General features: G+C 70.5%; 19 protein-coding genes. 8 read left to right on the top strand and 11 right to left on the bottom strand.

The genetic code is table 11. From position 1 onward, the window contains the following. Positions 1 to 62: 62 nt before the first annotated feature. From OG866_RS00765 to OG866_RS00725, 9 genes are all read right to left on the bottom strand, one after another. Entirely contained in the window at positions 63 to 467 is a 405-nt protein-coding gene (locus OG866_RS00765; protein WP_329331306.1) for a hypothetical protein, read from the bottom strand. A 183-nt stretch (positions 468 to 650) separates the two neighbouring features. Then, positions 651 to 1,097 carry a hypothetical protein gene (locus tag OG866_RS00760; RefSeq protein WP_329331305.1) on the bottom strand — a complete coding sequence of 149 codons (447 nt, stop codon included), beginning with the start codon at positions 1,095 to 1,097 and terminating at the stop codon, positions 651 to 653. A gap of 752 nt (positions 1,098 to 1,849) precedes the next feature. Continuing rightward, entirely contained in the window at positions 1,850 to 2,959 is a 1,110-nt protein-coding gene (locus OG866_RS00755; protein WP_329331304.1) for an epoxide hydrolase family protein, read from the bottom strand. 10 nt (positions 2,960 to 2,969) lie between these two features. After that, positions 2,970 to 4,481, bottom strand: a complete 1,512-nt coding sequence (locus OG866_RS00750; RefSeq protein ID WP_329331303.1) for an MFS transporter — start codon at positions 4,479 to 4,481, stop codon at positions 2,970 to 2,972. A 5-nt stretch (positions 4,482 to 4,486) separates the two neighbouring features. Continuing rightward, a complete protein-coding gene (locus OG866_RS00745; protein WP_329331302.1) occupies positions 4,487 to 5,362 on the bottom strand; it encodes an SDR family oxidoreductase in 876 nt (291 codons plus the stop codon). A gap of 43 nt (positions 5,363 to 5,405) precedes the next feature. Next, positions 5,406 to 6,890, bottom strand: a complete 1,485-nt coding sequence (locus OG866_RS00740) for an aldehyde dehydrogenase family protein (RefSeq protein ID WP_329331301.1) — start codon at positions 6,888 to 6,890, stop codon at positions 5,406 to 5,408. Positions 6,891 to 6,944: 54 nt separating this feature from the next. Then, entirely contained in the window at positions 6,945 to 8,126 is a 1,182-nt protein-coding gene (locus OG866_RS00735; protein ID WP_329331300.1) for an NAD(P)/FAD-dependent oxidoreductase, read from the bottom strand. Continuing rightward, complete coding sequence (locus OG866_RS00730) at positions 8,123 to 8,317, bottom strand: ferredoxin (RefSeq protein ID WP_329331299.1); 195 nt, start codon at positions 8,315 to 8,317, stop codon at positions 8,123 to 8,125. Before OG866_RS00730 ends, OG866_RS00735 begins: the two co-directional genes overlap by 4 nt. A 65-nt stretch (positions 8,318 to 8,382) precedes the next feature. Next, a complete protein-coding gene (locus tag OG866_RS00725; RefSeq protein WP_329331298.1) occupies positions 8,383 to 9,612 on the bottom strand; it encodes a cytochrome P450 in 1,230 nt (409 codons plus the stop codon). A 1,065-nt stretch (positions 9,613 to 10,677) separates the two neighbouring features. Between OG866_RS00725 and OG866_RS00720 the strand changes: the two genes are divergently transcribed. Further along, positions 10,678 to 12,039, top strand: coding sequence for an aminomethyl transferase family protein (locus OG866_RS00720; RefSeq protein ID WP_329331297.1), 1,362 nt, complete (start codon positions 10,678 to 10,680; stop codon positions 12,037 to 12,039). A 12-nt stretch (positions 12,040 to 12,051) separates the two neighbouring features. Here OG866_RS00720 and OG866_RS00715 read toward each other — a convergent pair whose 3' ends face one another. Next, on the bottom strand, positions 12,052 to 13,449 hold the full coding sequence (locus tag OG866_RS00715; protein WP_329331296.1) for an alpha/beta hydrolase-fold protein: 1,398 nt from the start codon (positions 13,447 to 13,449) through the stop codon (positions 12,052 to 12,054). A 266-nt stretch (positions 13,450 to 13,715) separates the two neighbouring features. On the opposite strand from OG866_RS00715, the gene OG866_RS00710 reads away from it, so the two are divergent. Beyond that, positions 13,716 to 15,110 (top strand): hypothetical protein, encoded by a 1,395-nt coding sequence (locus OG866_RS00710; protein WP_329331295.1) that lies wholly within the window; start codon positions 13,716 to 13,718, stop codon positions 15,108 to 15,110. Between the two features lie 82 nt (positions 15,111 to 15,192). Here OG866_RS00710 and OG866_RS00705 read toward each other — a convergent pair whose 3' ends face one another. Then, positions 15,193 to 16,113: a 2-hydroxy-3-oxopropionate reductase gene (locus tag OG866_RS00705; protein WP_329331294.1), complete on the bottom strand. Its 921-nt coding sequence runs from the start codon at positions 16,111 to 16,113 to the stop codon at positions 15,193 to 15,195. A gap of 188 nt (positions 16,114 to 16,301) precedes the next feature. Here OG866_RS00705 and OG866_RS00700 point away from each other — a divergent pair, with 188 nt between their 5' ends. From OG866_RS00700 to OG866_RS00675, 6 genes are read left to right on the top strand one after another with little or no spacing between them, the layout of a single operon-like run. Next, positions 16,302 to 17,744 carry an aldehyde dehydrogenase family protein gene (locus tag OG866_RS00700; protein ID WP_329331293.1) on the top strand — a complete coding sequence of 481 codons (1,443 nt, stop codon included), beginning with the start codon at positions 16,302 to 16,304 and terminating at the stop codon, positions 17,742 to 17,744. Positions 17,745 to 17,774: 30 nt separating this feature from the next. Next, positions 17,775 to 19,733: a 3D-(3,5/4)-trihydroxycyclohexane-1,2-dione acylhydrolase (decyclizing) gene (gene iolD / locus OG866_RS00695; RefSeq protein WP_329331292.1), complete on the top strand. Its 1,959-nt coding sequence runs from the start codon at positions 17,775 to 17,777 to the stop codon at positions 19,731 to 19,733. Continuing rightward, a complete protein-coding gene (locus OG866_RS00690) occupies positions 19,730 to 20,500 on the top strand; it encodes an HpcH/HpaI aldolase family protein (RefSeq protein WP_329331291.1) in 771 nt (256 codons plus the stop codon). Before iolD ends, OG866_RS00690 begins: the two co-directional genes overlap by 4 nt. A 20-nt stretch (positions 20,501 to 20,520) precedes the next feature. After that, positions 20,521 to 21,738 carry a Gfo/Idh/MocA family protein gene (locus OG866_RS00685; protein WP_329331290.1) on the top strand — a complete coding sequence of 406 codons (1,218 nt, stop codon included), beginning with the start codon at positions 20,521 to 20,523 and terminating at the stop codon, positions 21,736 to 21,738. A gap of 4 nt (positions 21,739 to 21,742) precedes the next feature. Further along, positions 21,743 to 22,693 (top strand): NAD(P)-dependent oxidoreductase, encoded by a 951-nt coding sequence (locus OG866_RS00680; protein ID WP_329331289.1) that lies wholly within the window; start codon positions 21,743 to 21,745, stop codon positions 22,691 to 22,693. Beyond that, complete coding sequence (locus tag OG866_RS00675; protein WP_329331288.1) at positions 22,690 to 23,577, top strand: sugar phosphate isomerase/epimerase family protein; 888 nt, start codon at positions 22,690 to 22,692, stop codon at positions 23,575 to 23,577. Before OG866_RS00680 ends, OG866_RS00675 begins: the two co-directional genes overlap by 4 nt.

The following is a 23,577-nucleotide window of genomic DNA, read 5'->3' as shown; positions in this document are numbered from 1 at the left end:
GCGTCCGGTCGGTGGAGTACGCCTCCCCGTAGCGGTGAGCCCTGTGCGGGCCCCGACCGGTCTCATGGCGTGCACACGTTCTTCAGCCTGTCGGCCGCGGCGTCGATCTCACCGGTGTCCGGGTCGGTGTCGCCGTTCAGGACGGCCTCGTTGTAGTCGTCGATGGCCTGGGTGAGGTCGTCGATCGCGTCGCCGACCTCGCTGTGGCCGCTGTCGTCCTTCTCGGCGTTGATCTTGTCGATGTTCTTCTCGATGGTGTCCAGGGATTCCTCGGTGCGGGTGGGGTCGTCGATCGCGTCCGCACCGGCCTTGTTGATGGCCGTGATGCTGTCGGTGATCTCGTCGGCGTTGGTGAGGCAGTCGAGCGTGTCGTCGAACTCGCAGCCGGTGGCGAGGGAGGCGGTGAGCGCGACGGCGGCCACGGCGGTGGCGAGAGAGGTGAGGCGTCGGCGGCGGCTGGCGGCCATGGAAGGGTCCTGCCTTTCGTGGGTTTCACCACTCGGTCCGGGGCGTGGCAGCGGGCGCCGGCACACCGGGTCCCTGGATGCCGCGGTCCGGCCGAGCGTGCGGTGTCGGGTCGTCGGGAGAGTCGGTTCGCCGGGAGCGTGGTCGAGGCACAAGGCCCACACGGCCCCGGAGCGGTGCCGGACCTACCAGGGAGTGGTCGAGTTTTCGGCCGGGCGGGCCGAGGCGTCCGCCGCGTGCCGCCCCGTCCTGGCCGCGCGGGTCCGGTAGCTCGACACGAGACCTCCGACCGCTCCCAGCGAGACCAGCCCCATGCCCACGGCGGTCCCGATGCCCTTCGCACCGTCCACGGTGAGGTAGGCGAACGCGGCCACGCCGCCGTTGAACAGGAACAGGAACCACAGCACCGGCCGCGTCGACAGGAACGCCTTGATCCTCGGCTTCTTGGTGATACGCGCGCCTGTCACCAGCGAGACGGCGATACCGACGCCCGTCGCCACGTTCTTCGCCGTGCCGTCCAGTACCGCGCCCGCCCCTCCCGCGCTCGCTGCCAGCCCGGCGGCGAAGAACGACCAGAGCAGCAGTTCGGAGACGAACGACCTCGCGACCGCCAGGGGCGACTTCGGCTTCATGGGGGATTCCTTCGCTACGGGGGCTCGGTACTCTCCGGGCCCTCTGCCATCCACGATCCCGTCGCCTGCACATCGCCACGAGGGAGCGGGCTGCCGAACCCGTGGTGTAGCGGGCTACACCACGGGGCGCTCGTGCTGTTGTGCACCCTGGCCGTCGTGGCCCTCCGGCCGCACGCAGCAGGGCCTCGGCGGCCGTGCCGCGTGTGCCGCGTTCGGAGGGCGTGCGGGTGTCGACGTAGGTGTCATGCCCGCCCCGTCCGGGCGACGCCGATGTGCGGTGCGGGCCGCCGGTCACCCCGAAGTAGGCCCCGTCCGCCTTGGTCCCCATGCCGGTCCCGCTCGTCCCGGATGGTCTGGACGAGGCACTTGGTCCACCCGTCTCACCGTCTCACCGGCCCGCGGACTGCGTACCGTTCGTTCACGCTCACCCCGCGCGTGCTGTCACTTGGCCCGCCCTCTCCCGCACCTCGCTGCCCGATATCGCGACTCCGCATCCGGCCGAACCGCCCACCCGGATCCACGCGCCGGCGTCCCGGCCGTGCTGACGCCGGGCGGAGACGCGATCCGGTACTCGGCCCAGGTGGCCACGGACCGGGCGGTGGCGGAGGCGCTGAGCACGGCCTTGCCCACCACTCGCCGTACCCCGCAGGGGTGCGTGAGCGAACTCGTCCAGAAGCTCCGCTCGACGGCCGACGCGATCGAGCGGGACGTGCACGCGGCGGGCCGCTTCACGCGCGTGCCCACGGCTTGGGTCAGCTCAGCCCGCGGAAGAACCGGCGGACGTCGTCGACCACCAGATCCGGTTCCTCCATCGACGGGAAGTGACCGCCGCGGTCGAACTCGGACCAGTGGACGATGTTGTTGGTGGGCTCGACGAACCGGCGGATCGTCAGACTGAGGTCCTTGGGGAAGACCGCCACGCCGGTCGGCGTAGTCGAGGGTTCCGGCTGCCCGCCCCGCGCGGCGAAGGACTCGCGGTAGAGCCGGGCCGAGGAGGCCGCCGTGCCGGTGAGCCAGTACAGCATGACGTCCGTGAGCATCTGATCGCGGTCCACCGCGTCCTCGGGCACGTCCGTGGAGTCGGTCCATTCCTTGAACTTCTCGACGATCCAGGCGAGTTGGCCGACCGGCGAGTCGTGCAGCGCGAAGGCGAGCGTCTGCGGCCGCGTGGACTGCACGGCCGCGTAGCCGAACAGCTCCCGCTGGTAGCGCTCCCCGTGCTTGAGCCGCTGCTGCTCCTCCTCGGTGTAGGGCGCGGCGTCCGGGGGCGGCGGGGTGCCGATCATGGTCACGTGGACGCCCACGACATGCTCGGCGTCGAGCCGGCCGAGTTCGCGGGTGATGGCCGAGCCCCAGTCGCTGCCGTGGGCGCCGTAGCGGCCGTATCCGAGGCGGTCCATCAGCTGCGCCCAGGCGCGGACGACGCGCTCGACGTTCCAGCCCTTCTCGCGGGTGGGGCCGGAGAAGCCGTAGCCGGGGATCGAGGGGACGACGACGTGGAAGTCCTCGCTCAACGGCTCGATGACGTCGAGGAGTTCGACGACCGAGCCGGGCCAGCCGTGGGTGGCGATCAGCGGCAGCGCGTCGGGGTTCGCCGAGCGGACGTGCAGAAAGTGCACGTTCTGCCCGTCGATCTCGGTGGTGAACTGCGGAAAGGAGTTCAGGCGCTTCTCCTGCGCCCGCCAGTCGTAGGTGTGCCGCCAGTACTCCACCAGCTCCTGGAGGTAGCCGAGCGGGACGCCGTACTCCCAGCCGACGCCGGGGAGTTCGTCGGGCCAGCGGACGCGGTCGAGCCGGGCGTGCAGATCGTCGAGCTGGGACTGGGGAATGTCGATGCGGAAGGGGGTGATGTCAACGGTCATGTGGGGGGCCTCAGTTGGTGGTCGCTGTGCCTTGGTGGGGCTGGGGCTGTGTTGTCTTCTCGGGCAGGTCGAGGCTGCTGCGCAGATTGATCGGCTTGAGGAGGACGGCGGCTACGACGGCGAGCACGGCGGCGCCCGTCGAGAGGAGGAAGACATGGGCGGTCGCGTCGCCGTACGCGGTGCTGACGGCCACCCCGCTCGCGACCTGGCCCTCGACCTGACGGGCCAGGACGGCGCCGAGGACGGCGACGCCCACCGTGCCGCCGAGGGAGCGGAAGAACGTCACCGTGGAGCTCGCCGAGCCGATGTCCTTCAGCTGCACGGTGTTCTGCACGGCGAGGATGAAGTTCTGCAGGGTCAGGCCGACACCCATCCCGACGCACAGCATCGACACGCCCAGGAAGGCCAGGGGCGTCGTGTGATCGATGGTGCCGAGTCCCGCGGATCCGACGGTGAGGAGGACGGCGCCGGTGATGAGGAACGGCTTGACCTTCCCGGTCCGGCTGAGCATCCGGCCGCCGGTGATGGAGGCGATGAGGATGCCCGCCATCATCGGGATCGTCAGCAGACCGGCCTCGGTCGGGGTGCGGCCGCGGCTCAGCTGGAAGTACTGGCTGAGGAACACGGAGGCGCCGAACATGGCGGTGCCGACCGCCAGGCTGCCGACGATGGCCAGGACCGTGGTGCGCTGCCGCACGATGGCGAGCGGGACGACCGGCTCGGCGGCGCGCGTCTCCACCCATACGGCCGCGGCCAGCAGTGCCAGACCGCCGGCCACCATGGCGGCGGTCTGCCAGGAGGCCCAGGCGAAGGAGTTGTCGACGAACGACACCCAGATGAGCAGGACGCTGACACCGGCGGCGATCAGGGTGGCGCCCAGATAGTCGATCCGCACGTTCTCGCGGCGCAGGACCGGAAGGTTCAGCGTCCGCTGGAGCAGGAGGAACGCGAGGGCGGCGAGCGGGACGGCGATGAAGAAGCACCACCGCCAGCCCAGCCACGAGGTGTCGACGATGACACCGCCGAGCAGTGGCCCGCCGATGGTCGAGGTCGAGGTGGTGCCGCTCAGATAGGCGCTGTAACGGCCGCGCTCACGGGGCGGGATGATGGCGGCGATGGCGATCTGGACGAGCGCCTGGCACCCTCCCACGCCGACGCCCTGGAGAGCCCGGGCGGCGATCAGCTCGCCGCCCGTCTGGCTGATCCCGGACGCCAGCGTGCCGAGCACGAAGATGACGATGGAGGCCTGGAGGAGCGCCTTCTTGCTGAACAGGTCGGCGAGCTTGCCCCAGATCGGCGTCGTCGCCGTCGTGGTGAGCAGGGTCGCGGTGACGACCCACGTGTACTGGGTCTGCGACCCGTGCACCGACCCGATGATCTTCGGCAGGGCGCTGGAGACCACCGTACTGCTGAGGGTCGAGACGAACAGGGCGAGGAGCAGGCCGCTGAGGACCTTCAGCACCTGTCGGCGGGACGCGGGGGACGGTTCTTCGGGGTGTGACGCGTTCACTGCGCTCCTCATCGGGATCAGGCGCGGGCGGTCTGCGTGCCGGCGATGAGCGGGCAGTCCAGCCGGTCCTCCTTGCGGCCCAGGAGTTGCAGATTGCGGGCGCCGAAGTCGACCACGAGCGGCTGCCCGGAGATGTACCGCGCCGCATACGAGTTGAGGAACACGAGCGGGTCCGCCATCTCCTCCGGTACGGCGAGCCGGTTGTTGAGGCCGGCGTTGGCCTCCAGCAGGTCGCGGCCGCCGCGCATCACGGCGAAGTCCGGCGTCAGACCGGTCTCGGTGTTCGTGGGGAGCACGGCGTTCACCCGGATCCCGCGGCTCGCGAGTTCGGTGGCGCTGTGTGCCATGAACAGATTGAGGAGCCGCTTGGAGAGGGCGTAGGCGGCGGGCCCGGGCTGGTCCTGGAGTCCGAGTCCTTCGATCGTCTCGACGATGGCGTCCCAGCCGTCGGCCTGGATCAGCTCTTCCAGTTCCTCCTGGTAGCGCTCCCAGTTCACACCGCCCACGGAGGTCACGTACGCGATGGCGCCGCCGTCGCTCATCCGCGGCTCAAGGTGCGTCTTCGAGAGGTACTTGTAGGCGCCGAAGTTGATGAGCAGGGTCGTGTTGTAGTCGTGCTGGAGTCCGGAGACTCCGGCCACGCCGAAGAACGTGTCGATGTGCTCGGGGAGCGCCGCGAAAGCCCGGTCGATGTCCTCGCGTATCGCCAGGTTCGCCTGGGTCGCGGAGGCGAGCCCCGGGAGCTCGGTGGGGGCGTAGTCGATGGCGTGGACCTCGGCGCCCAGTTCGACGAGCCGTTGTGCCGTGGCCCGGCCGATGCCGGAGGCGGCGCCGGTGACGACCGCGGTCTTGCCCTCGTAGTGCAGGTAGTCGTTCTGCACGTAGTCGTTCATGTGCCCGGTTCCTCTCACTGCTGTGGGTATGTGTCGGGGCGCGTCAGGCGAGCGGGAGCGGGAGCGCGGACCCGATGGTCTTGGTCTCGGTGAAGACCTCGAAGCCCTCGCGGCCGCCCTCTCGGCCGATGCCGCTGGCCTTGTAGCCGCCGAACGGGGCGTCCCCGCCGGAGAACGAACCGCCGTTGATCATGAAGGTGCCGGAGCGGACCGCGCGGGCGATGCGCAGCGCGCGTTCCGTCGAGGCCGAGGTGACATAGCCGGAGAGGCCGTACCGGCTGGCGTTGGCGAGCCGGATCGCGTCCTCGTCCGTGTCGAACGGCGTGACGACGAGCACCGGCCCGAAGATCTCCTCCTGCGCGAGGGTGGAGTCGTTGTCGACGTCGACGAAGAGGGTCGGCTCGATCCAGAACCCCGGCCGGTCGGGGACTCCGCCGCCGGCGGCGAGCCTGGCGCCTTCCTCCTGGCCGATGCGGATGTAGTCGGCGACGCGGTCGCGCTGGCGGGCGGAGACGATCGGGCCGGCCATCGTGCCCTGGTCCTGCGGGTCGCCCCAGGGCACCTGTGCGAACGCCTGCGTCAGGCCGGCGACGACCTCGTCGTAGACCCCCCGCTGCACGAGCAGCCGGGTCGGCAGCGCACACCCCTGACCCGAGTGGGCGAGCGCGCCGAGCGCCTGCGGGACGGCCTGGCCGAGGTCCGCGTCGTCGAGGATGATCGACGCGCTCTTGCCGCCGAGCTCCAGCATCGTGCGCTTGAACGTCGGCGCTGCGCACTCCAGGACGCGCTGCCCGGTGACCGTGGAGCCGGTGAACGTCACCATGTCCACGCGCGGGTCGGTCACCAGGAGCTCGGCCGTGTCACGGTCGCTGGTCGTCACGATGTTGACCACGCCGGCCGGGATGTCGGTGCGCTCGGCGACGATCCGGCCGATGCGGGTGGCGTTCCACGGGGTCTCGGGCGCCGGCTTGGCGACGACCGTGTTGCCGGCGGCGAGCGCCCCGGCGAGCTTGACGAGCAGCAGGCCGAAGGGGAAGTTCCAGGGGGCGATGGCGGCGACGACGCCGATGGGCTCCTTGACCACCCACCGCTGGCTGGGCTCGCCGCTGAACCGATTGACGGCGTCGTCGAGCCGGCGCACCCACTCGAACGCGTCGATGTGGTCGATGTGCCACCGGAACTTCTCCAGCGGCTCTTCCAGTTGAGCACCGTAGGTGAGCATGCGCGGCGCCCCGACCTCGGCGATGAGTTCCTCGCGCAGCTCCTCCTTCTCCTCGATCAGCGCGTCGAGGAGCTGGGTCAGGGCCCGCTTGCGCAGCTGCCGGTCGGCGGCCCAGTCCGTCTCGTCGAACGCGCGCCGGGCGGCGCCGATCGCGTCGAGCATGTCGCCCGGCCCGGCGTCGGCGACCTTGCCCAGAACGGTGCCGTCCGCCGGGTTGAGCACCTTGAACGTGCCGCTGTCCGTGGCTCCGCGGAGCTCTCCGCCGATGAGCAGACGTTCCTCGTGGCGGGGTGCTGGGGTGGACATCGTTGTCTCCTCTGCGTGTGGGGGGGAAGGACTGAGAGGCGGGGCGTACGGAGGTCAGGACTCCGCGGGAACGGCCGGGCGCACGGCCTCGGCCCAGCTCGCTCCGGTGGCGATGGCCTGCCGCCACTGCCGGATCGCCTTGGGCGGCATGCCGACCGCGAGGGCGCCACTGACCCGATCGCCGGTGCGGTAGGCGACGACGAACCGCCGTTCGGCCAAGTCGCCCTCGACCACGGCCACTTCGTCGTGGCCGCGCAGATACCCGAACGCCTGGATCTTCATGTCGTACTGGTCGGACCAGAAGTAGGGCACCGGCGAGAACGGCTTGCGCGCCTCGGAGTTGAGCAGGTTGCGGGCGGCCGCCATGCCCTGCTCGGCCGCGTTGGTGCGGTGCTCGATCCGCATCGACGTCCCGAACAGCGGGTTGTACCAGCGGGCGACGTCGCCGGCCGCGTAGACGTTCCGCGCGGCCTCGCAGTACTGGTCGCAGACCACGCCGTCGCCCACGGAGAGGCCGCTGCCGTCGAGCCACTCGGTGTTGGGCATGGACCCGATGGCCACCAACACCTCGTCGGCCTCGACCAGTTCACCGTCCGCGAGCCGCACCCCGTCCTCGGTCACCGCGGCCACGGTGACCCCGCAGCGCAGGTTCACGCCACGTTCCAGATGGGCGCGGGTCAGCATCTCGCCGACGTCCGTGCCGACGGCGTGGGCCAGCGGTACCGGGGCGGGTTCGAGGAGCGTGACCTCGCAGCCGAGCTGCCGGCCGACGGCGGCCGCCTCGGCCCCGAGGAACCCGGCCCCGACGATGACCAGCCGCCGCCCGGGTCCGAGCCGGTCGCGCAGGGTCAGGGCGTCGTCGAGAGTGCGCAGCACATGCGCGCCCTCACTGGGCAGTCGGCGGGGCCGGACGCCGGTGGCGATGATCAGTCCGTCGTACGGCACCGTCGAGCCGTCCGCCAACCGCACGGTGCGCTCGGCGAGTCGGAGGCCGATCGCGGCCACGCCGAGACGCAGATCGAGGTCGAGAGCGGCCAGGTCGTCGGCGGTGCGCAGGTCGAGCTTCTCGGGCCGCCACTCGCCGGACAGCAGCTGCTTGGAGAGCGGCGGACGGTCGTACGGGGCGAGGGGTTCGTCGCCTACGAGGGTGAGCGTGCCGTCGTAGCCCTCGCGGCGGAGCGTCTCGGCCGCCGCGAGTCCGGCGGCCGAGGCTCCGACGACGACGATGCGCCTCACTGCTCGACCAGCCGGATCGCGGCGGCGGGGCAGACCGCGACGGCTTCCTTGACGTCGTCGAGGAGGTCGTCACCGATCTCCTGCTTGAGCAGGATCGCGATGCCGTCGTCGTCCTGGTCGAAGACGTCCATCGCGACGAGGACGCACTGCCCCGAGGCGACGCACTTGTCGGCTTCCAGTTCCACCTTCATGGGATTCCCCTTGTCCATACGTGTGTTCATACGTGGTTGTCGTTCGGTTGCGAGACGGGGAACCGTCACCAGGAGACGGGCAGTTCGTGGACGCCGTAGATGAACGCGTCGGTCTTGAAGCGGACGTCGTCCAGCGGGACGGCCGCCTTCAGCGTCGGGATGCGCTTGTAGAGGGTGCCGTAGACGACCTGGAGCTCCATGCGGGCCAGCGGCTGGCCCAGGCACTGGTGGATGCCGAAGCCGAAGGCGACATGGCGGCGGGCGTCGCGGGTGAGGTCGAGGCGGTCGGGATCGTCGAAGACCTCGGGGTCGCGGTTGCCGATCTCGTTGGCCATGATGATGCCCTCGCCGGCCTTGATCACCTGGCCCGCGATCTCGATGTCCTCGGTCACCGCGCGCCGCCGTCCCAGGTGGGTGATGTGCAGATAGCGCAGGAGCTCCTCGACCGCGGAGGCGACGAGCTTCGGGTCGTCGGTCTCGCGCAGCAACTTGAGCTGGTCGGGGTGGTGGAGGAGGGCGAGGGTGCCGAGCGCGATCATGTTCGCGGTGGTCTCGTGACCCGCGATCAGCAGGAGCAGGGCCATCTCGGTCGCCTGCTGGTGCGTGAGCTCACCGGCGGTGATGCGGGCGGCGATGCCGGAGAGCATGTCGTCCTGCGGTTCGGTGATCCGCTTGCCGATCTGACCGGCCAGGTATCCGGCCATCTCCCGGGTCGCCGCGCCCCGTTCCTCGGGGGTCGCGGTCGTACGGACCATTGTCTTGGTGTTCTCCTGGAACAGGTCGTGGTCCTCGTACGGCACGCCCAGCAGTTCACAGATCACCAGCGACGGGATGGGCAGCGCGAACGCGTCCACGAGGTCGACCGGCTTCGGACCGGCCAGCAGGTCGTCGATCAGGCCGTCAACGATCTTCTGCACCTTCGGCCGCAGTGCCTCGATTTTCTTGACGGCGAACGGCGCCGTCACCATCCGGCGCTGCCGGGCGTGCTCGGGGTCGTCCATCATGATGAAGCTGAGCTTGCCCTCACCGGCCTCGGCGCTGGCCTTGGTCGGGTAGCCGGGCCGGTCGGTGTCGGCGCTGACGCGCGGGTCGCCGAGGAGGGCGCGCTGCTCGGCGTACCGGGTCACGAGCCAGGACTCGCTGCCGTCCCACAGCCGTACCTTGACCAGCGGCCCTTCGCTCTGCAGCTCCTTGAGCGCGGGCGGCGGGTCGAAGGGGCAGCGGGACTGGCGGGGCATGGGGAACTCGGGGACGGCGGTCGCATCGTGCGCGGCGCCGGTCAGGGTGTCGGCCATGGCTCTCCTCGGTCGTGGGGGGCGTGGATCAGCCTCGATGAGCACATGCAAACAGAGGATCTTGACGCGACCCGGTCAGTTGCCTGACCGATGGCTGACGTGGTGCAGGTCACATCAGATTCGTAACTGGGCTTTGACTGAGGGAAATTGGAGAGGTTGCGGGGACCGAGGGGTGGAGTGTGGCGTTCTTCCGGGGGCGCCGGAACGAGTCTCGGGTGATGGCTTGTTTGCAGCATCGTGGGCCCCGGTTCGCCTGTTCGACTTCGCGGACATCGTCGGTGCGGCTTTGCGTACGGCGTCGACCGGGTCGATCGAGGGCTCTGCATGGTGACGCCGACCAGCCCCGCGTCGGTCTCCACTCGGTGCCGGGCACAAGAGAGGACGAAACCGGGATCCGCGCCCTGCCCGATGACTGTCCGGACGTCGTCCTGGTCGAGGACCAGGGTGCCCTTGCTGCGCAGGGGTTCTTCCCTGGCGTTCAGCAGTGCGTCCCGGCCCACGAGGACCGCCGGCGATGCCCGACCACGACTTCCCGCTCACCGAGGCCCGGCTCGGATTCACCCGGGAAGTTTCCTGGCGGCGAGGGCCTCCGTCCCTGAGGCGGTTCGTCGTACCGCGGCCCCGGGAGGCGGGCGCGGCCGCGGTCGAGGTGTTCCCGGCGGCCTACGCGGACGTGACCGCGCTGGCGTCCTTCGACGACGACGCTGGCGTCCTTCGACGACGACATCGCGCTGCGCGCCCTGACCGCCCTGCGTGACCTGGGGTGCCGTGGTCGGCCGGATCGTCGTCCGTGCGCCGGCGTGACCGCGTAGGACTGCCGCAGGGCACCCCGAGCTCGTCGCAGCGTCACCGTCGCCGCGGACGTCTGCTACGGTCTCCGCTTAAACGATTTAGTGCGTCTTCGTGACCGGACCAGCGAAGGCGGGTCTGCACGGTGCAGACGGTCAGGACGCTTCTTCCCCTCCCATATGGCCCCGCCCGACGTCGTCGGCGGGTGCCGCGTGCCCATGTCGCGGCCGGAGGAGGTCGAAGCAGCCGGAAGAGCCGATGAGCAGGAGGATCCCCGTGGACATCGCAGAGATGCAGCGTCGTACCTACGAAGTGGTCCTGCGGCTGAAGGACGCCCCGTTCGTCGCACAGCGGCCCGCGTACTTCAGCCCGGCAGCGGCAGCCCAGGACGAGAGCAACACCCTGGGTGGCTACGGCCACTTCGCCCAGACCCTGCTGCCTCTCGAATACAGCGACTGGGTCGAGGAGAGCGCCGCCCACGTCACCTCCTGCTACATCGGTGACTGGTCGTCGTTGCACAAGGTCGTCGTACGGGGGAGCCAGGCACTGGACTTCCTCGCTTGGCTCGGCATGCGGGATCTGTCCCGCTTCGAGCTCGGACAGATCAAGCACCATGTGCAGCTCGACGAGAACGGCTGGGTGGCCTCCGAGGGGGTCCTGTGCCGCCTCGGTGAGGAGGAGTTCCTGTACACGGCCGGGAGCGGCGATTGGCTCATCTGGCAGCTGAGCCAGGGCAGTTGGGACGTGGAGGTCGAGGACGTCAGCCCGGAGCGGTTCATCTTCGGCATCCAGGGGCCGGCGGCCCTGGACGCGCTGGAGAGGCTGACGGGGGAAAACCTGCGCGACATCGCCTTCAGCCGCAGCCGGATGTCGCGGATCGGCGGAGTACCGGTGCGGGTTCTGCGCACCGGAATCTCGGGCGAGCTGGGATACGAGCTGCACGGACCGGCTGAACACGCCAACGCGATCTGGTCGGCCGCGGTCGACAGCGGCCGACCGCTCGGCATCCGTCAACTGGGCCTGCGGTCCCAGCCGGTGCAGCACATCGAGGCCGGTATCGCCACGAACGGCCTCGACTACCTGCCGGCTTCCCTCCTGACTCCGGGCGCGCCCAGGCAGTTCAGGAGGGGAACCCCCGGAGGCAGCTTCGTACCGGAGAACGGGGTCACCGACTACTTCCGCAAGCCGGGCGAGCTCGGCTGGGGGTTCCGCAAGGGCCTACCCGCGCGCGACTTCCTGGGCCGTGACGCGCTGGCCGCCGATGCCGCCCACGGGGAACCGCCCAGGACGCTCGTGGGCCTGCGGTGGAACACCACTGACGTGGCCGCCATCCTTTCCGCGCCGCTCGGTGAAGGCGTGCTGCCCGACCCGATGGAGGTGCCCCGCAGCCGTGGCCCGGTCTTCGACCAGGTCCTGGCCGACGGCCGGCGCGTGGGGGTCTCCACCGGCAGGACGGTCAGTGTGAACCTGCGCTCGACCATCTCCCTCTGTGTGGTCGACCGGGCCCACGCGGCGCCCGGCACGGAGGTCGCGGTGCTGTGGGGCAGGCCCGGGACAGCGCAGCGTGAGGTGAGGGCGACGGTGGCCGCGCTGCCGTTCAAGCCGGACCGGCGGCGCACCGACGTCTCCGTCCCGTAGCCGGGAAGGGGCCTACAGGGACTGCCGCATGATCCAGTCGCGGATGCCCGGGATCGTGTAGGCGATGCGCCACGTTCCCATGTGCGCGCTGGTGGAGGAGCCGGACTCGACGGTCGTACCGGTCTGGAAGGAGGCGTAGTTGACCGGGGCCTTCTGCTTCTCCAGGGTGCGGACGTCCGCCGCGAACTGCGCCGCGGTGGACTGGCCGTCCCACACGGCGGTGCCGACCTTCGTTCCCTCGGCCGCGATGACCTTGGTGATGGCGTTCTCGCCGGAGTAGGACTTGTCGTCGTCCTGGGAGACGACGATCCACAGCTTCTTGTCGGCGAGCGGCGCGGCCACGTCCGAGGGCCACTGCCCGGCGACGATGTACGCCGCCGCGAAGAGGTCGGGGTACTTGATGTTCAGACCCAGCGACATCATCGCGCCCATCGACTGACCGGTCGTGTAGCGCCGCTTGGGGTCGATGCTGTACTTCTTCGTCACCGCCTCGACGAGGTTCGCGGTGGCGTCGAACAGGGTCGACGGCTCGTAGGTGTCGTCGACCACGACCGAGCCGTACTCGGGCGCCAGGACGAAGGACTCGTGCCGTGCCTGGTCCGCGTCACTGGCCCAGCACACGGCGCCGAGACCCTGCACCAGCGGGCCTTCCGTCGCGACGTTGACCACGCTCGCGTCGTGCATGAACAGCACCAGCGGGTAGCGCTTGCGCGGGTTGTAGTCCTTCGGCACGAAGAGGTTGTACTTCAGAGTCTGTCCGGTCGCGGGGTCGTCGTACGTGAACTGCTTGAAGTCGTCGACGATCAGGTTCACCACCGAGCTGGTGGTCAGCGTGGCGTCGCCGGCCGGGTAGCGGGTACCGCGGGTGGTGGTGACGGTGCCCTTCTGGGTCAGCGTGGCCTCGGCCGCGACTATGGTCCCGCCCGGCGTGCTGTCACCGACCTTCGGTCCGCCCGCTCCGACGCCGCCGCCGGCATCGCCCGAACCGCTGGAGGCGCTGCTCGTCGGGCTGGGCGAGGCGGAGGACCCGCCGCCCGAGCCCTGCTGGGTCACCCACAGTGCCGCCGCCTCGTCGTCGGGCGAGAGCTCGACGATCACATAGCGACCGTCCCTGCCCCGGTCGGCCAGAGCCGCCGCCCTGTTCGCGTAGACCTTGGTGACGGTGCGCCCGGTGACCGTGAACGTGTCCGTCGACAGGGCGGAGTCGTCGATGTCGCTGTCGTACTCGACCGCGACCGCTACCAGCTTCTGGCCGTCACCGAAGACCTTCGTGATCGCGGTGACCTCACCGGTTGCCCCGTTTCTCGAATTCGACTCCTTTGGGTCGGAGGTCGCGCCGTAGGCCACGCTGCCGAGCATGGCCACGCCGCCGGCGGCCGCAGACCCGGCAATGAGCGTTCGCCTGTCCATCAATTCGAACTCCTTCGTGGGGGATGAGTCGCTGCCGCAAGGTATCCGGCCACGTCATGGATTTGATGAGAAAAAGGCGTGCTCTTCACAGCTGGTGGAGAGGTTCCCTGGTCATCTCCAGGGTGTCGCAGTGTGCAACCTTAGATGGCGTGCCGTGCCTGTTGACGCTCGCCGAGACCGGTGTCACGGTCCTCGCGTTTTGTGCTTTTCGTCATGCGGCCGTCACGCGAAATGGGAATGAAATGCGGGATAAAAGTCTGCTTTCCGTGGGTGAGAACGAGGACGAGGGAAATCGACAGGGCAGCACACTGCATCGGAGGTCGTTCCTCAACGGCTCCGTCGCGGCAGCCGTGACGGCCGCGACGCTCGGGGTCGGCTCCGCCGCCCAGGCGTCGGCGGCAGACGCACATGCGGCCGCGACGGGCCTGAAGGCGGGGGCCGGCCGGGCCGCGATCGACATCCCGGCCTCCCTTCTGCCGCTCGACAACTTCACCACCGTCCATGACGACCTCTACGTGCGGACCCTTCTGCTGGAAAGCGGCTCACGCAGGGTCGTCCTCGCCGTGCTGGACCTGACGTCGATCAGCGCGGAGGCGATCGCCGCGATGCGGTCGGTCATCTCGAAGGCGGCCGGCGTGGCGACCGCCGACATCATGGTCACGGTGACGCACACGTTCTCCGCCCCGCATGTGCAGGCGGCCTCCAGCAGCGCAGGGGCCGCGCGGTACGTCCAGCAGATCGAGCAGGCCACCTCGACCGCGATCGCGGCCGCCGTGAAGGGCCTGCGCTCCGCACGGGTCGGCTACGGGACCGGCACGTGCGACGTGAACGTCAACCGCGACGTCCGCACGGCGGACGGCTGGTGGCTGGGCACCGGCGAGGCGGGCACCTCCGACAAGAGCGTCGGCGTCACCCGCGTCGACGACCTGGACGGAAACCCGATCGCCGTCCTCATGAACTACAGCGTCCAGTCCTCGGTCATGATGGAGTCGGTCATGGCCAACGGTGACCTGCCGATCACGGCCGACCTCGCGGGCGCCGCCGTGCAGCACCTGGAGAAGCAGTACGACGGCGATGTCGTCGGCTTCTTCCTCGTGGGCTCCTGCGGCGACCAGTCCCCGGCGTTCCGCTCCAAGCGCTACACCATCGACAAGGACCGGAACTGGTCCCAGGTCGACGCCCAGGACGCGGGCTGGCTGCTGCTGACCGTGCAGGGCGAACGGCTGGGCACCGAGGCCGTGCGGGTCAGCGAAACCGTCAAGACGGCCGGCGGCAGCGGGAGTTCGACGCTGCGCTTCCTCAAGAGCAGCGTGACGGTGCAGACGACGGCGTCCGGTCATCCCACGGGGCCGACGACGTCGTACGACTTCACGCCCACCGGCACGGCCGACGTGCCGATCTGGGTGCTCCAGGTCGGTGACGGCGTGTTCGTCGGCGTCTCACCGGAGCTGTCCACCGACACCGCGCTGGGCATCAGGAAGCACTCACCGTTCCCGCACACCGCCGTGATGTCGATGTTCGAGGGCGGGGCGAAGAACATGGCCGAGGCCCGCAGTTACGCTCGCATCACCTACGAGGCGATGGACTCGTCCTACGCCCAGGGCGCGGCCGAGACCGTGGCGGCGAAGATCGGCGACCTTCTGCACTCACTGCGCGGCTGAGCCGTCCCGGCGCTTCACCGCTCTGACGGTGTCAGCCAACTTTGCGCCTCCTGACATCGCGTGAGCCGGGCGCGTGACTGGCTCAGTCGATCCGTGCTCGACCGGAGAGGCGCTCGACACCCCGCAGCAACGCCGAGTGATCCAGGCTGCCGTCGCCGTTCGCCCGGCAGGACGACAGGAGTTGGGCGACCAGGGCGCCCACCGGCAGGACCGCGCCGATGTCGCGGGCCGTGTCGGTGACGATGCCCAGGTCCTTGTGGTGGAGGTCGATGCGGAAGCCGGCGGTGAACTCCCGGTTCAGCATGGTGTCCTTCTTGCGGTTCAGGACGGTGGAACCGGCCAGGCCCCCGCCGAGGACCGTCAGCGCGGCCGGCAGGTCGGCGCCCGCCTTCTCCAGGAAGACGACGGCCTCGGCCAGGGCCTGGATGTTGACGGCCACGACAAGCTGGTTCGCGGCCTTCACCGTCTGGCCGACGCCGTGCGGGCCGACGTGCACGACGGTGGTGCCCAGGGCGTGGAAGAGGGGAGCCGCCCGCTCGAAGTCCATGGCGTCGCCGCCGGCCATGATGGACAGCGTGGCTTCGACGGCCCCCGCTTCTCCGCCGGAGACGGGCGCGTCGAGGACTCGTACGCCGCGCTCGCGGGCCGCCTCGGCGAGCGCGACGGCGGTGCGCGGGCTGATGGTGCTCATGTCGATCAACAGGCTTCCGGCCCGGGCGTGTTCCAGTACGCCGCCCACGCCGAGGACGACCTCGGTGACCTCGGCGTCGGCCGGGAGCATGGTGATGACGGCGTCCGCGTCGACGACCGCCTCCGCGACGCTGCTCGCCGCGTGACCGCCTGCCTCGACGAGCCGGTCGACGGCCGCCCGGCTGCGGTTGTAGCCGGTGACCCGGTAGCCCGCCCGGACGAGGTTGGCCGCCATCGGGCCGCCCATGATGCCGAGACCGATGAAGGCGACGGAGCGGAGCTCCTTCTGCGACGTGTCCGTGTTCCGATCCATGTCGCGACCGTAGGTCAGGGAGGTGACGGACCTCCACCATGAGGGATAAATGATGGCATCCATGATGGCGAAATGATGGATTCGAGGGCTTCGCAACCCCTCCCCGCCCGACCTAGCGTTGCCGACACGTAAACGGCTTGGCCGAGAGCATGGCCGTGTTTTTGACGGCTTCCTGAAGGGAGAGGGCAATGGCGCCCGTGGAGTTGCTGATCGGTAGTCGCTGGCAAGCGGCCAAGGGAACCGCGCAGACCCGGGAGGTCACGTCGCCGTTCGACGGTTCGACGGTGGGCACCGTGGCGCTCGCCGGAACCGAAGACGTAGAGGTGGCTCTCGCCGCGGCGGAACACGGCGCGGCGGTCTGGCGCCGCACACCCGCGCATGAGCGGATGCGCATCCTGCTGCGCGCCGCGGAACTCGCCGACGAGCGGGCCCCGAAGATCGCGCAGACCATCAGCGCGGAATCCGGCAAGACCATCACCGAGGCCACCGGCGAAGCGTCTCGCTCGGGCGACCTGATCCGGCTCGCCGCCTTCGAAGGCACGCAGCTCTACGGCGAGACCCTTCCGCTCGACGCCAACCGCGGCACCGGGCAGGACAAGATCGGCTTCACGCTGCGTCAGCCGTGCGGGATCGTCGTGGCGATCACTCCGTTCAATTACCCGGCGCTGCTGGTCCTGCACAAGCTCGCCCCGGCCCTGGCCGCGGGCAACGCGGTGGTTCTCAAGCCGGCCACCACGACCCCGCTGACCGCCCTGGCACTCGCCGAGTGTTTCGTGGACGCGGGCCTGCCCGAAGGCGTGCTCTCCGTGCTCGTCGGCTCCGGCTCGGTGCTCGGCGACGCGCTGGTCACCGACCCCCGCGTCCGCAAGATCTCCTTCACCGGCTCGACGGCCACCGGCGAGCACATCTCCCGCGTCGCGGGCGTGAAGAAGCTGTCCCTGGAACTCGGCGCCTCCTGCCCGGTCGTAGTCCTCCCCGACGCCGACATCGAGGCCGCCGCGAGCGCCGTCGCGGCGGGTGGGTACGTCAACGCCGGACAGGTCTGCATCTCTGTCCAGCGTGTGATCACCCATCCCGCCGTGACCGGCGACTTCCTGGACGCCCTCGTCCCCAAGGTCCGGGCCATCCGCACCGGCGACCCCTCCTCCCCGGACACCACGATGGGCGCCCTCATCACGGCCACCGAGGCGGAGCGCGTCGAGCGGGCCATCGCCCAGGCCACCGCGGACGGGGCGCGAGTCCTGACCGGCGGTGAGCGCGACGGTGCCGTGGTGCAGCCGGCCGTCGTCGCCGACGTCGACCCCCGATCCGCCTTCAGCCAGACGGAGTTGTTCGGTCCCGCCGTCGCCGTCAGCTCGGCGGACGACTGGGAGTCCGCCATCGCCCAGGCCAACGGCACCGCCTACGGCCTCGGCGCCGGCATCTTCACCTCCGACATCGCCGGCGCGGTGCGGGCCATCCGGGAGATCGACGCCGGGTCCGTCCACATCAACTGGACGCCCCTGTGGCGCGCCGACCTGATGCCGTACGGCGGCCTCAAGGGCAGCGGCTACGGCAAGGAAGGCCCCCGCGCCGCGGTCAGCGAGATGACCGAGGTCAAGACCATCGTTCTGCACGGCCGTCCCTGGTGACGCCGCACTCCTTCGCATCGGAGCCGACTCATGACTGACCCGACCCCGCAGCGCACGGTGCGCCTCACCGTCGCCCAGGCCGTCGTCACCTACCTCTCCCGGCAGTACTCCGTGGCCGACGGCCACCGCCGCCGCCTCATCCCCGCCGCGCTCGGCATCTTCGGCCACGGCAACGTGGCCGGCCTCGGCCAGGCCCTGGACCAGCTCAGCGACGAACTCCCCTTCATCCAGGGGCGCAACGAGCAGGCCCTCGTCCACATCGCGACCGCCTACGGCAAGGCGAACAGGCGGCACTCCACCCTCGCCGTGACCGCCTCCATCGGGCCCGGCGCCCTGAACATGGTGACCGGCGCGGGCCTCGCCACCGTCAACCGGCTGCCCGTCCTGCTGCTGCCGGGCGACACCTACGCGACCCGCCACCAGGGGCCCGTGCTCCAGCAGTTGCAGCACCCCATCGAGGCCGACACCTCGGTCAACGACGCCTTCCGGCCCGTCTCCCGCTTCTTCGACCGCATCACCCGGCCCGAGCAACTGCTGACCGCGCTGCCCGCGGCGATGCGGGCGCTGACCGACGTGGACACGGGCGCGGTCGTCGTCTCCCTGCCGCAGGACATCCAGTCCCACGCGTACGACTATCCGGTGGAGTTCTTCGCCGAGCGCGACTGGACGATCCGTCGACCGGCGCCGGACGCCGACGAGGTCGCCGTGGTGGCGCGGATGCTCGCCGAGGCGGAGAAGCCGCTGATCATCGCCGGTGGCGGGGTCGTGTACTCCGGTGCCACCGAGGAGTTGGAGGCGCTGGCCGACGCGGCCGGCATCCCGGTCGCCGAAACCTTCGCGGGCAAGGGCGCCGTCCAGCGTCGCGCCTGGTGGGGACTCGGTGGCATAGGTCTGGAAGGCACCCAGGCCGTCAACGCGCTCGCCCGGGAGGCCGACTTCGTACTCACCGTGGGCTCGCGCCTGACGGACTTCGCGACCGCCTCGCACTCGATCTTCGAGAACCCGGACGTGCGCTTCGCGAGCATCAACGTCAACGTGCACGACGCGGACCGCCTGGGTGCCACCGGCATCGTCGCCGACGCCAAGCGGGCACTCGCCGCGCTGACCGACGCCGTACGCGCCAACGGCACGACCACGTCGGCCGGTTGGCAGGAGAAGGTGCGCGAGCTGGACGCGCGGTGGCAGGCGCTGCGGACCGCCGCCCTCGACCCAGACACCCCCTTCGACCACTCCACCGCCGATCCCGACGTCGTCAGCGACACCGACGCGCTGCTCACCCAGGGCCAGTTGATCGGTCTGCTCCAGGAGCACGCGCAGTCCGGCGACACGATCATCGCCGCCGCCGGCGGTCCGCCCGGCGACCTCCAGAAGGTGTGGGACGCCACCGAAGGCCGCCTCGCGCACCTGGAGTTCGGCTTCTCCTGCATGGGCTACGAACTGCCCGCCGCGATCGGTGTCCGCCTCGCCGCGCCGGACGCGTCGAAGCGGGTGCTGTCCCTGCTGGGCGACGGCACCTTCCTCATGGCGCCGACCGAGCTGGTCACGGCCGCCCAGGAACGGCTCCCGCTCACCATCGTGATCCCGGAGAACCACGGCTACCAGGTCATCCACCGCCTCCAGATGGGCCGCAACGGCCGGGAGTTCGGCAACGAGTTCCGTTACCGGGACGGCAGCCTGGAGATCGGTTCGCACAAGCCCGCCCGGCTGGAGGGCGACTACCTCCAGGTCGACCTCGTCAAGACGGCGGAGGGCCTCGGCGCCCGCGCGCTCCGCGCCACCACCGCCGACGAGGTGCGCGCCGCCCTGGCCGACACCCGCGACCACGCCGGGCCCGTCGTCCTCGTCGTCCCCGTGATCCCGCACGCCGACCTCCCCGGCGCGGGCGTGTGGTGGGACGTGGCCCCGGCCGAGGTCTCCGAGCAGGAAACGGTCGCCCAGCTGCGCCGTGAGTACGAAGAGGGTCTCGCTTCCCAGAGGTGGTACGGATGAACAACTCACCGTTGGACTTCGGCCGCCTGCGCCGCCGCCTCGCCGCCGGTGAGGCCACCCTCGGCACCTTCATCGGCCTCGCCTCCCCGGTCTCGGCCGAGGTCTGCGCCGCCGCCGGAGCCGACTGGGTGCTGCTCGACCTCGAACACGGCGCCGGAGGCGAGGAGCAGCTCCGTACGACCGTCCCCGCCGCCGCTGCCTACGGGGTGCCGACCGTCGTACGCGTCGAGTCCGCGGCCCGCATCCGCATCGGCCGCGCCCTCGACCAGGGCGTCGCCGGAGTCATGCTGCCGCGCCTCGACACGGCGGCCGAGGTCGAGGAAGCCATCCGGCACTTGAGGTACCCGCCCGCGGGGGACCGGGGTGTGGCCACCTACAACCGGTCCTGCCGTTTCGCCCTCGACCCCGAAGCCCTGGACCGTGCGGGGGAGATCCTCGGCGTGGTCCAGATCGAGTCGGCCGCCGCGCTGAACGAGGTCGAGGCCATCGCGGCCCTTGACGGAGCCGACGTGCTGTTCGTCGGCCCCCGCGACCTCAGCCACGACCTCGGCGTGCCCGGCGAGTTCGGCGCCGCCGTCTACCAGCAGGCGCTGGAGCGCGTCCGTAAGGCCGCCGCCGACCACGGCAAGGCGTGCGGCCTCCTCGTCAACGACGGCGCCGCCGCGGCCGCGAAGCGGGCCGAGGGATGGACCTTCATCGGCATCGGCTCCGACTCCACCCTGCTCGCCGCCGCTCTGTCCAGCGCGCTCGACCGAGCCCGGGCCTAGAACCCCCTCAGGAGACACAGATGACCCCCACCACCCCGGGCGCCGCACGCGAGATAGGCGTCGGGCTCATCAGCGTCGGCTGGATGGGCAAGCTGCACAGCCGCGCCTACCAGGCGCTGCCCTCCGTCTACCCCGAGCTGGGCATCAAGCCCCGCCTCGTGCACGCCGCCGACACGGCCGAGGACCGGGCCGCCTACGCCCGTGACGTCCTCGGCTACGAGAAGGTATCCACCGACTACCGTGCCGTTCTCGACGACCCGGACGTCGAGGTCGTCTCGATCTGCGCGCCCAACATCCTCCACCACGAGATAGGCATCGCCGCCGCCAAGGCAGGCAAGCCGTTCTGGATCGAGAAGCCCGTCGGACGCAGCGCCGAGGAGACCGCCGAGGTCGCCGCCGCGGCCCGCGCCGCCGACGTGGTCACCTCCATCGGCTACAACTACCGGCACGCCCCCGCCGTCGAGCGCGCACGCCAGCTCATCGCCGAGGGCAGGCTCGGCCGTATCACCAACGTGCGCGCCACGTTCTTCTCTGGCTACGCCTCCGAGCCCAAGGGCGCCCTGTCCTGGCGTTTCAAGCGGGACCTGGCCGGACACGGCGCGCTCGGCGACCTGATGAGCCACGTCGTGGACCTCGTCAGCTACGTCGTGGCCCCGATCGACGAGGTCTCCGCGCTCACCAGCACCGTCTACACCGAGCGCCCGCTGCTGCCCATGGGCTCGGGCACGCACTTCGCGGTGATCGAGGACGGTGAGATGGCGGAGGTCGAGAACGACGACTACACCGCCGCTCTCGTCCGTTTCAGCGGGGGAGCCGTCGGCACGCTGGAGGCGTCACGGATCATCGTCGGCCCGCAGTGCGGCATCGGCTTCGAGATCTACGGCACCGACGGCTCGGTCACCTGGAACTTCGAGCGCATGAACGAACTGCGCGTCGCCCTCGACCGCAGCGGCCCCCACCAGGGCTACACCACGGTGCTCGGCAACGGCCACATGGGCGACTACGCCAGCTTCCAGCCCGGCCCCGGCAACAGCATGGGCTACGACGACCTGAAGGTCATCGAGGCCAAGAAGTTCCTGGCCGCCGTGGCCGGCGTCGAGCACCACAACTCGACGATCGAGGACGCGCACGCCGTCGCCGAGGTGATCGCAGCCGCCGCGGCCTCCGCACAGAGCGGTTCGTGGCAACCGGTTCCAGCCGTGGACGGCGCGAACTTCGGTCACTCGGCGCGGAGTTGATCGCATGGCTGCCCAGCATGTCGTCGTGGCCCTCGGTCCTGTCGACGCCGACACGGTGGCCCCCGTCCTCGGCGAGCGGGTCACCTTCGTCACCGACCCCACGCCCGACGAACTCGCGGTCGCCGAGGGCGCCATCGTCCGAGCGGACCGGCACGTCGACGCGGACCTGCTCGCGCGGATGCCCCGGCTGCGGGTCATCGCCCGCACCGGGGTGGGTGTCGACCTGGTCGACGTGACGGCGGCCTCCGCGCGCGGGATCCCCGTCGTCGTCACCCCCAACAGCGGCAGCCGGGCTGTGGCCGAGGGCGTCCTCGCCATGGCGCTGCATCTGACCAAGCGGCTCAATCCGCTGACCGAGCTGGTGCGCGAGGGCCGCTGGGCCGAACGCGCCGGCCTGCCGGTCGGCGACCTGGACGGCGCCACGATGGGGATCGTCGGCTACGGCCGCATCGGCCGCCGGGTGGGCGAACTCGCCGCCGTCTTCGGCATGCGGACGCTCGCGTACGACCCGTTCAGCCCGCCGCCGTCCGATGTCGCCTGCGCCGATCTGGACGAACTCGTCGCGGCCGGTGACGTCCTGACCCTGCACACCCCGCTCACCGAGGGCACCAGGCACCTCGTGGACGAGCACCTGCTGGCCCGCGTCAAGCAGGGAGCGATCCTCGTCAACTGCGGCCGGGGTGGCCTGCTCGACCTCGACGCCACCCTGGCCGCCCTGGAGACGGGCCGGCTGTCCGGCGTCGGCCTGGATGTGTTCGACCCCGAACCGGCCCTCTACCACCCGCTCTTCGACCACCCGAACGTCGTCCTCACCCCGCACCTGATGGGCATGACCCGCCGGGCGATGACGCTGACCTTCGTCGACGCGGCGCGCGGCGTCGCCGACGTCCTCGCCGACCGCCCGCCGGCCGCGGTCGCCGACCCCGACTACCACCTCCGAAAGGCCACGGCATGACCACCTCACCGCTGAACAGGATCGCCGGCGCGCCCATCTCCTGGGGCGTGTGCGAAGTACCCGGATGGGGCTACCAGTTGACGCCCGAACGGGTCCTGAAGGAGATGCGCGAGGTCGGCCTGGCCGCCACCGAGATCGGCCCCGAGGGCTTCCTGCCCGCCGCACCGGACGCCATGGCCCAGGTCCTGGCCCACCACGACCTGCACGCCGTCGGCGGCTTCACCCCCCTGCTGCTGCACGTGCCCGGCCACGACCCGCTGCCCGAGACGGAACAGCTCCTGGAGAGCTACACCGCCTCGAACGCGGAGGTCCTCGTCCTGTCGGCCATCACCGGCCAGGACGGCTACGACTCCCGGCCCGAACTCGACGCCGACGGCTGGAAGCTCCTGCTGTCCAACCTCGACCGACTGACGGCGCTGGCCGCCGAGCGGGGGGTACGTGCCGTCCTGCACCCGCACGTCGGCACGATGATCGAGAACGGTGACGAGGTGCGCCGCGTCCTGGAGGACTCGGCGATCTCCCTCTGCCTCGACACCGGCCACCTGCTCATCGGCGGCACCGACCCCGCCGAACTGACCCGGCAGGCTCCCGAGCGCATCGCCCACACCCACATGAAGGACGTGGACGCCGCCCTCGCCGCCAAGGTCCAGTCCGGCCGTCTCACCTACACCGAAGCCGTGCGCGCAGGAATGTACCGCCCGCTCGGCGCTGGCGACGTCGACGTCCAGGCCATCGTCAGCCACCTCAGCGCCCGCGGATACGACGGCTGGTATGTCCTCGAACAGGACACCATCCTCATCGAGGAACCCAAGACGAAGGGGCCGGTCGAGGACGTGTGGGCGAGCGCCGAGCATCTGCGCTCGGTGCTGCGCGCCGCCGCCTGA

Source organism: Streptomyces sp. NBC_00663, from assembly GCF_036226885.1.
In the GTDB taxonomy this organism is placed as follows: domain Bacteria; phylum Actinomycetota; class Actinomycetes; order Streptomycetales; family Streptomycetaceae; genus Streptomyces.
Note: the sequence above shows the minus strand (reverse complement) of the source record. Positions and strands in the feature narration are given on the sequence as shown.

Coding starts and splice junctions, on each gene's coding strand:
- OG866_RS00765 (WP_329331306.1), bottom strand. CDS start 467: ATGGCCGCCAGCCGCCGCCGACGCCTCACCTCTCTCGCCACCGCCGTG.
- OG866_RS00760 (WP_329331305.1), bottom strand. CDS start 1,097: ATGAAGCCGAAGTCGCCCCTGGCGGTCGCGAGGTCGTTCGTCTCCGAA.
- OG866_RS00755 (WP_329331304.1), bottom strand. CDS start 2,959: ATGACCGTTGACATCACCCCCTTCCGCATCGACATTCCCCAGTCCCAG.
- OG866_RS00750 (WP_329331303.1), bottom strand. CDS start 4,481: ATGAGGAGCGCAGTGAACGCGTCACACCCCGAAGAACCGTCCCCCGCG.
- OG866_RS00745 (WP_329331302.1), bottom strand. CDS start 5,362: ATGAACGACTACGTGCAGAACGACTACCTGCACTACGAGGGCAAGACC.
- OG866_RS00740 (WP_329331301.1), bottom strand. CDS start 6,890: ATGTCCACCCCAGCACCCCGCCACGAGGAACGTCTGCTCATCGGCGGA.
- OG866_RS00730 (WP_329331299.1), bottom strand. CDS start 8,317: ATGAAGGTGGAACTGGAAGCCGACAAGTGCGTCGCCTCGGGGCAGTGC.
- OG866_RS00725 (WP_329331298.1), bottom strand. CDS start 9,612: ATGGCCGACACCCTGACCGGCGCCGCGCACGATGCGACCGCCGTCCCC.
- OG866_RS00715 (WP_329331296.1), bottom strand. CDS start 13,449: ATGGACAGGCGAACGCTCATTGCCGGGTCTGCGGCCGCCGGCGGCGTG.
- OG866_RS00705 (WP_329331294.1), bottom strand. CDS start 16,113: ATGGATCGGAACACGGACACGTCGCAGAAGGAGCTCCGCTCCGTCGCC.
- OG866_RS00700 (WP_329331293.1), top strand. CDS start 16,302: ATGGCGCCCGTGGAGTTGCTGATCGGTAGTCGCTGGCAAGCGGCCAAG.
- iolD (WP_329331292.1), top strand. CDS start 17,775: ATGACTGACCCGACCCCGCAGCGCACGGTGCGCCTCACCGTCGCCCAG.
- OG866_RS00690 (WP_329331291.1), top strand. CDS start 19,730: ATGAACAACTCACCGTTGGACTTCGGCCGCCTGCGCCGCCGCCTCGCC.
- OG866_RS00685 (WP_329331290.1), top strand. CDS start 20,521: ATGACCCCCACCACCCCGGGCGCCGCACGCGAGATAGGCGTCGGGCTC.
- OG866_RS00680 (WP_329331289.1), top strand. CDS start 21,743: ATGGCTGCCCAGCATGTCGTCGTGGCCCTCGGTCCTGTCGACGCCGAC.
- OG866_RS00675 (WP_329331288.1), top strand. CDS start 22,690: ATGACCACCTCACCGCTGAACAGGATCGCCGGCGCGCCCATCTCCTGG.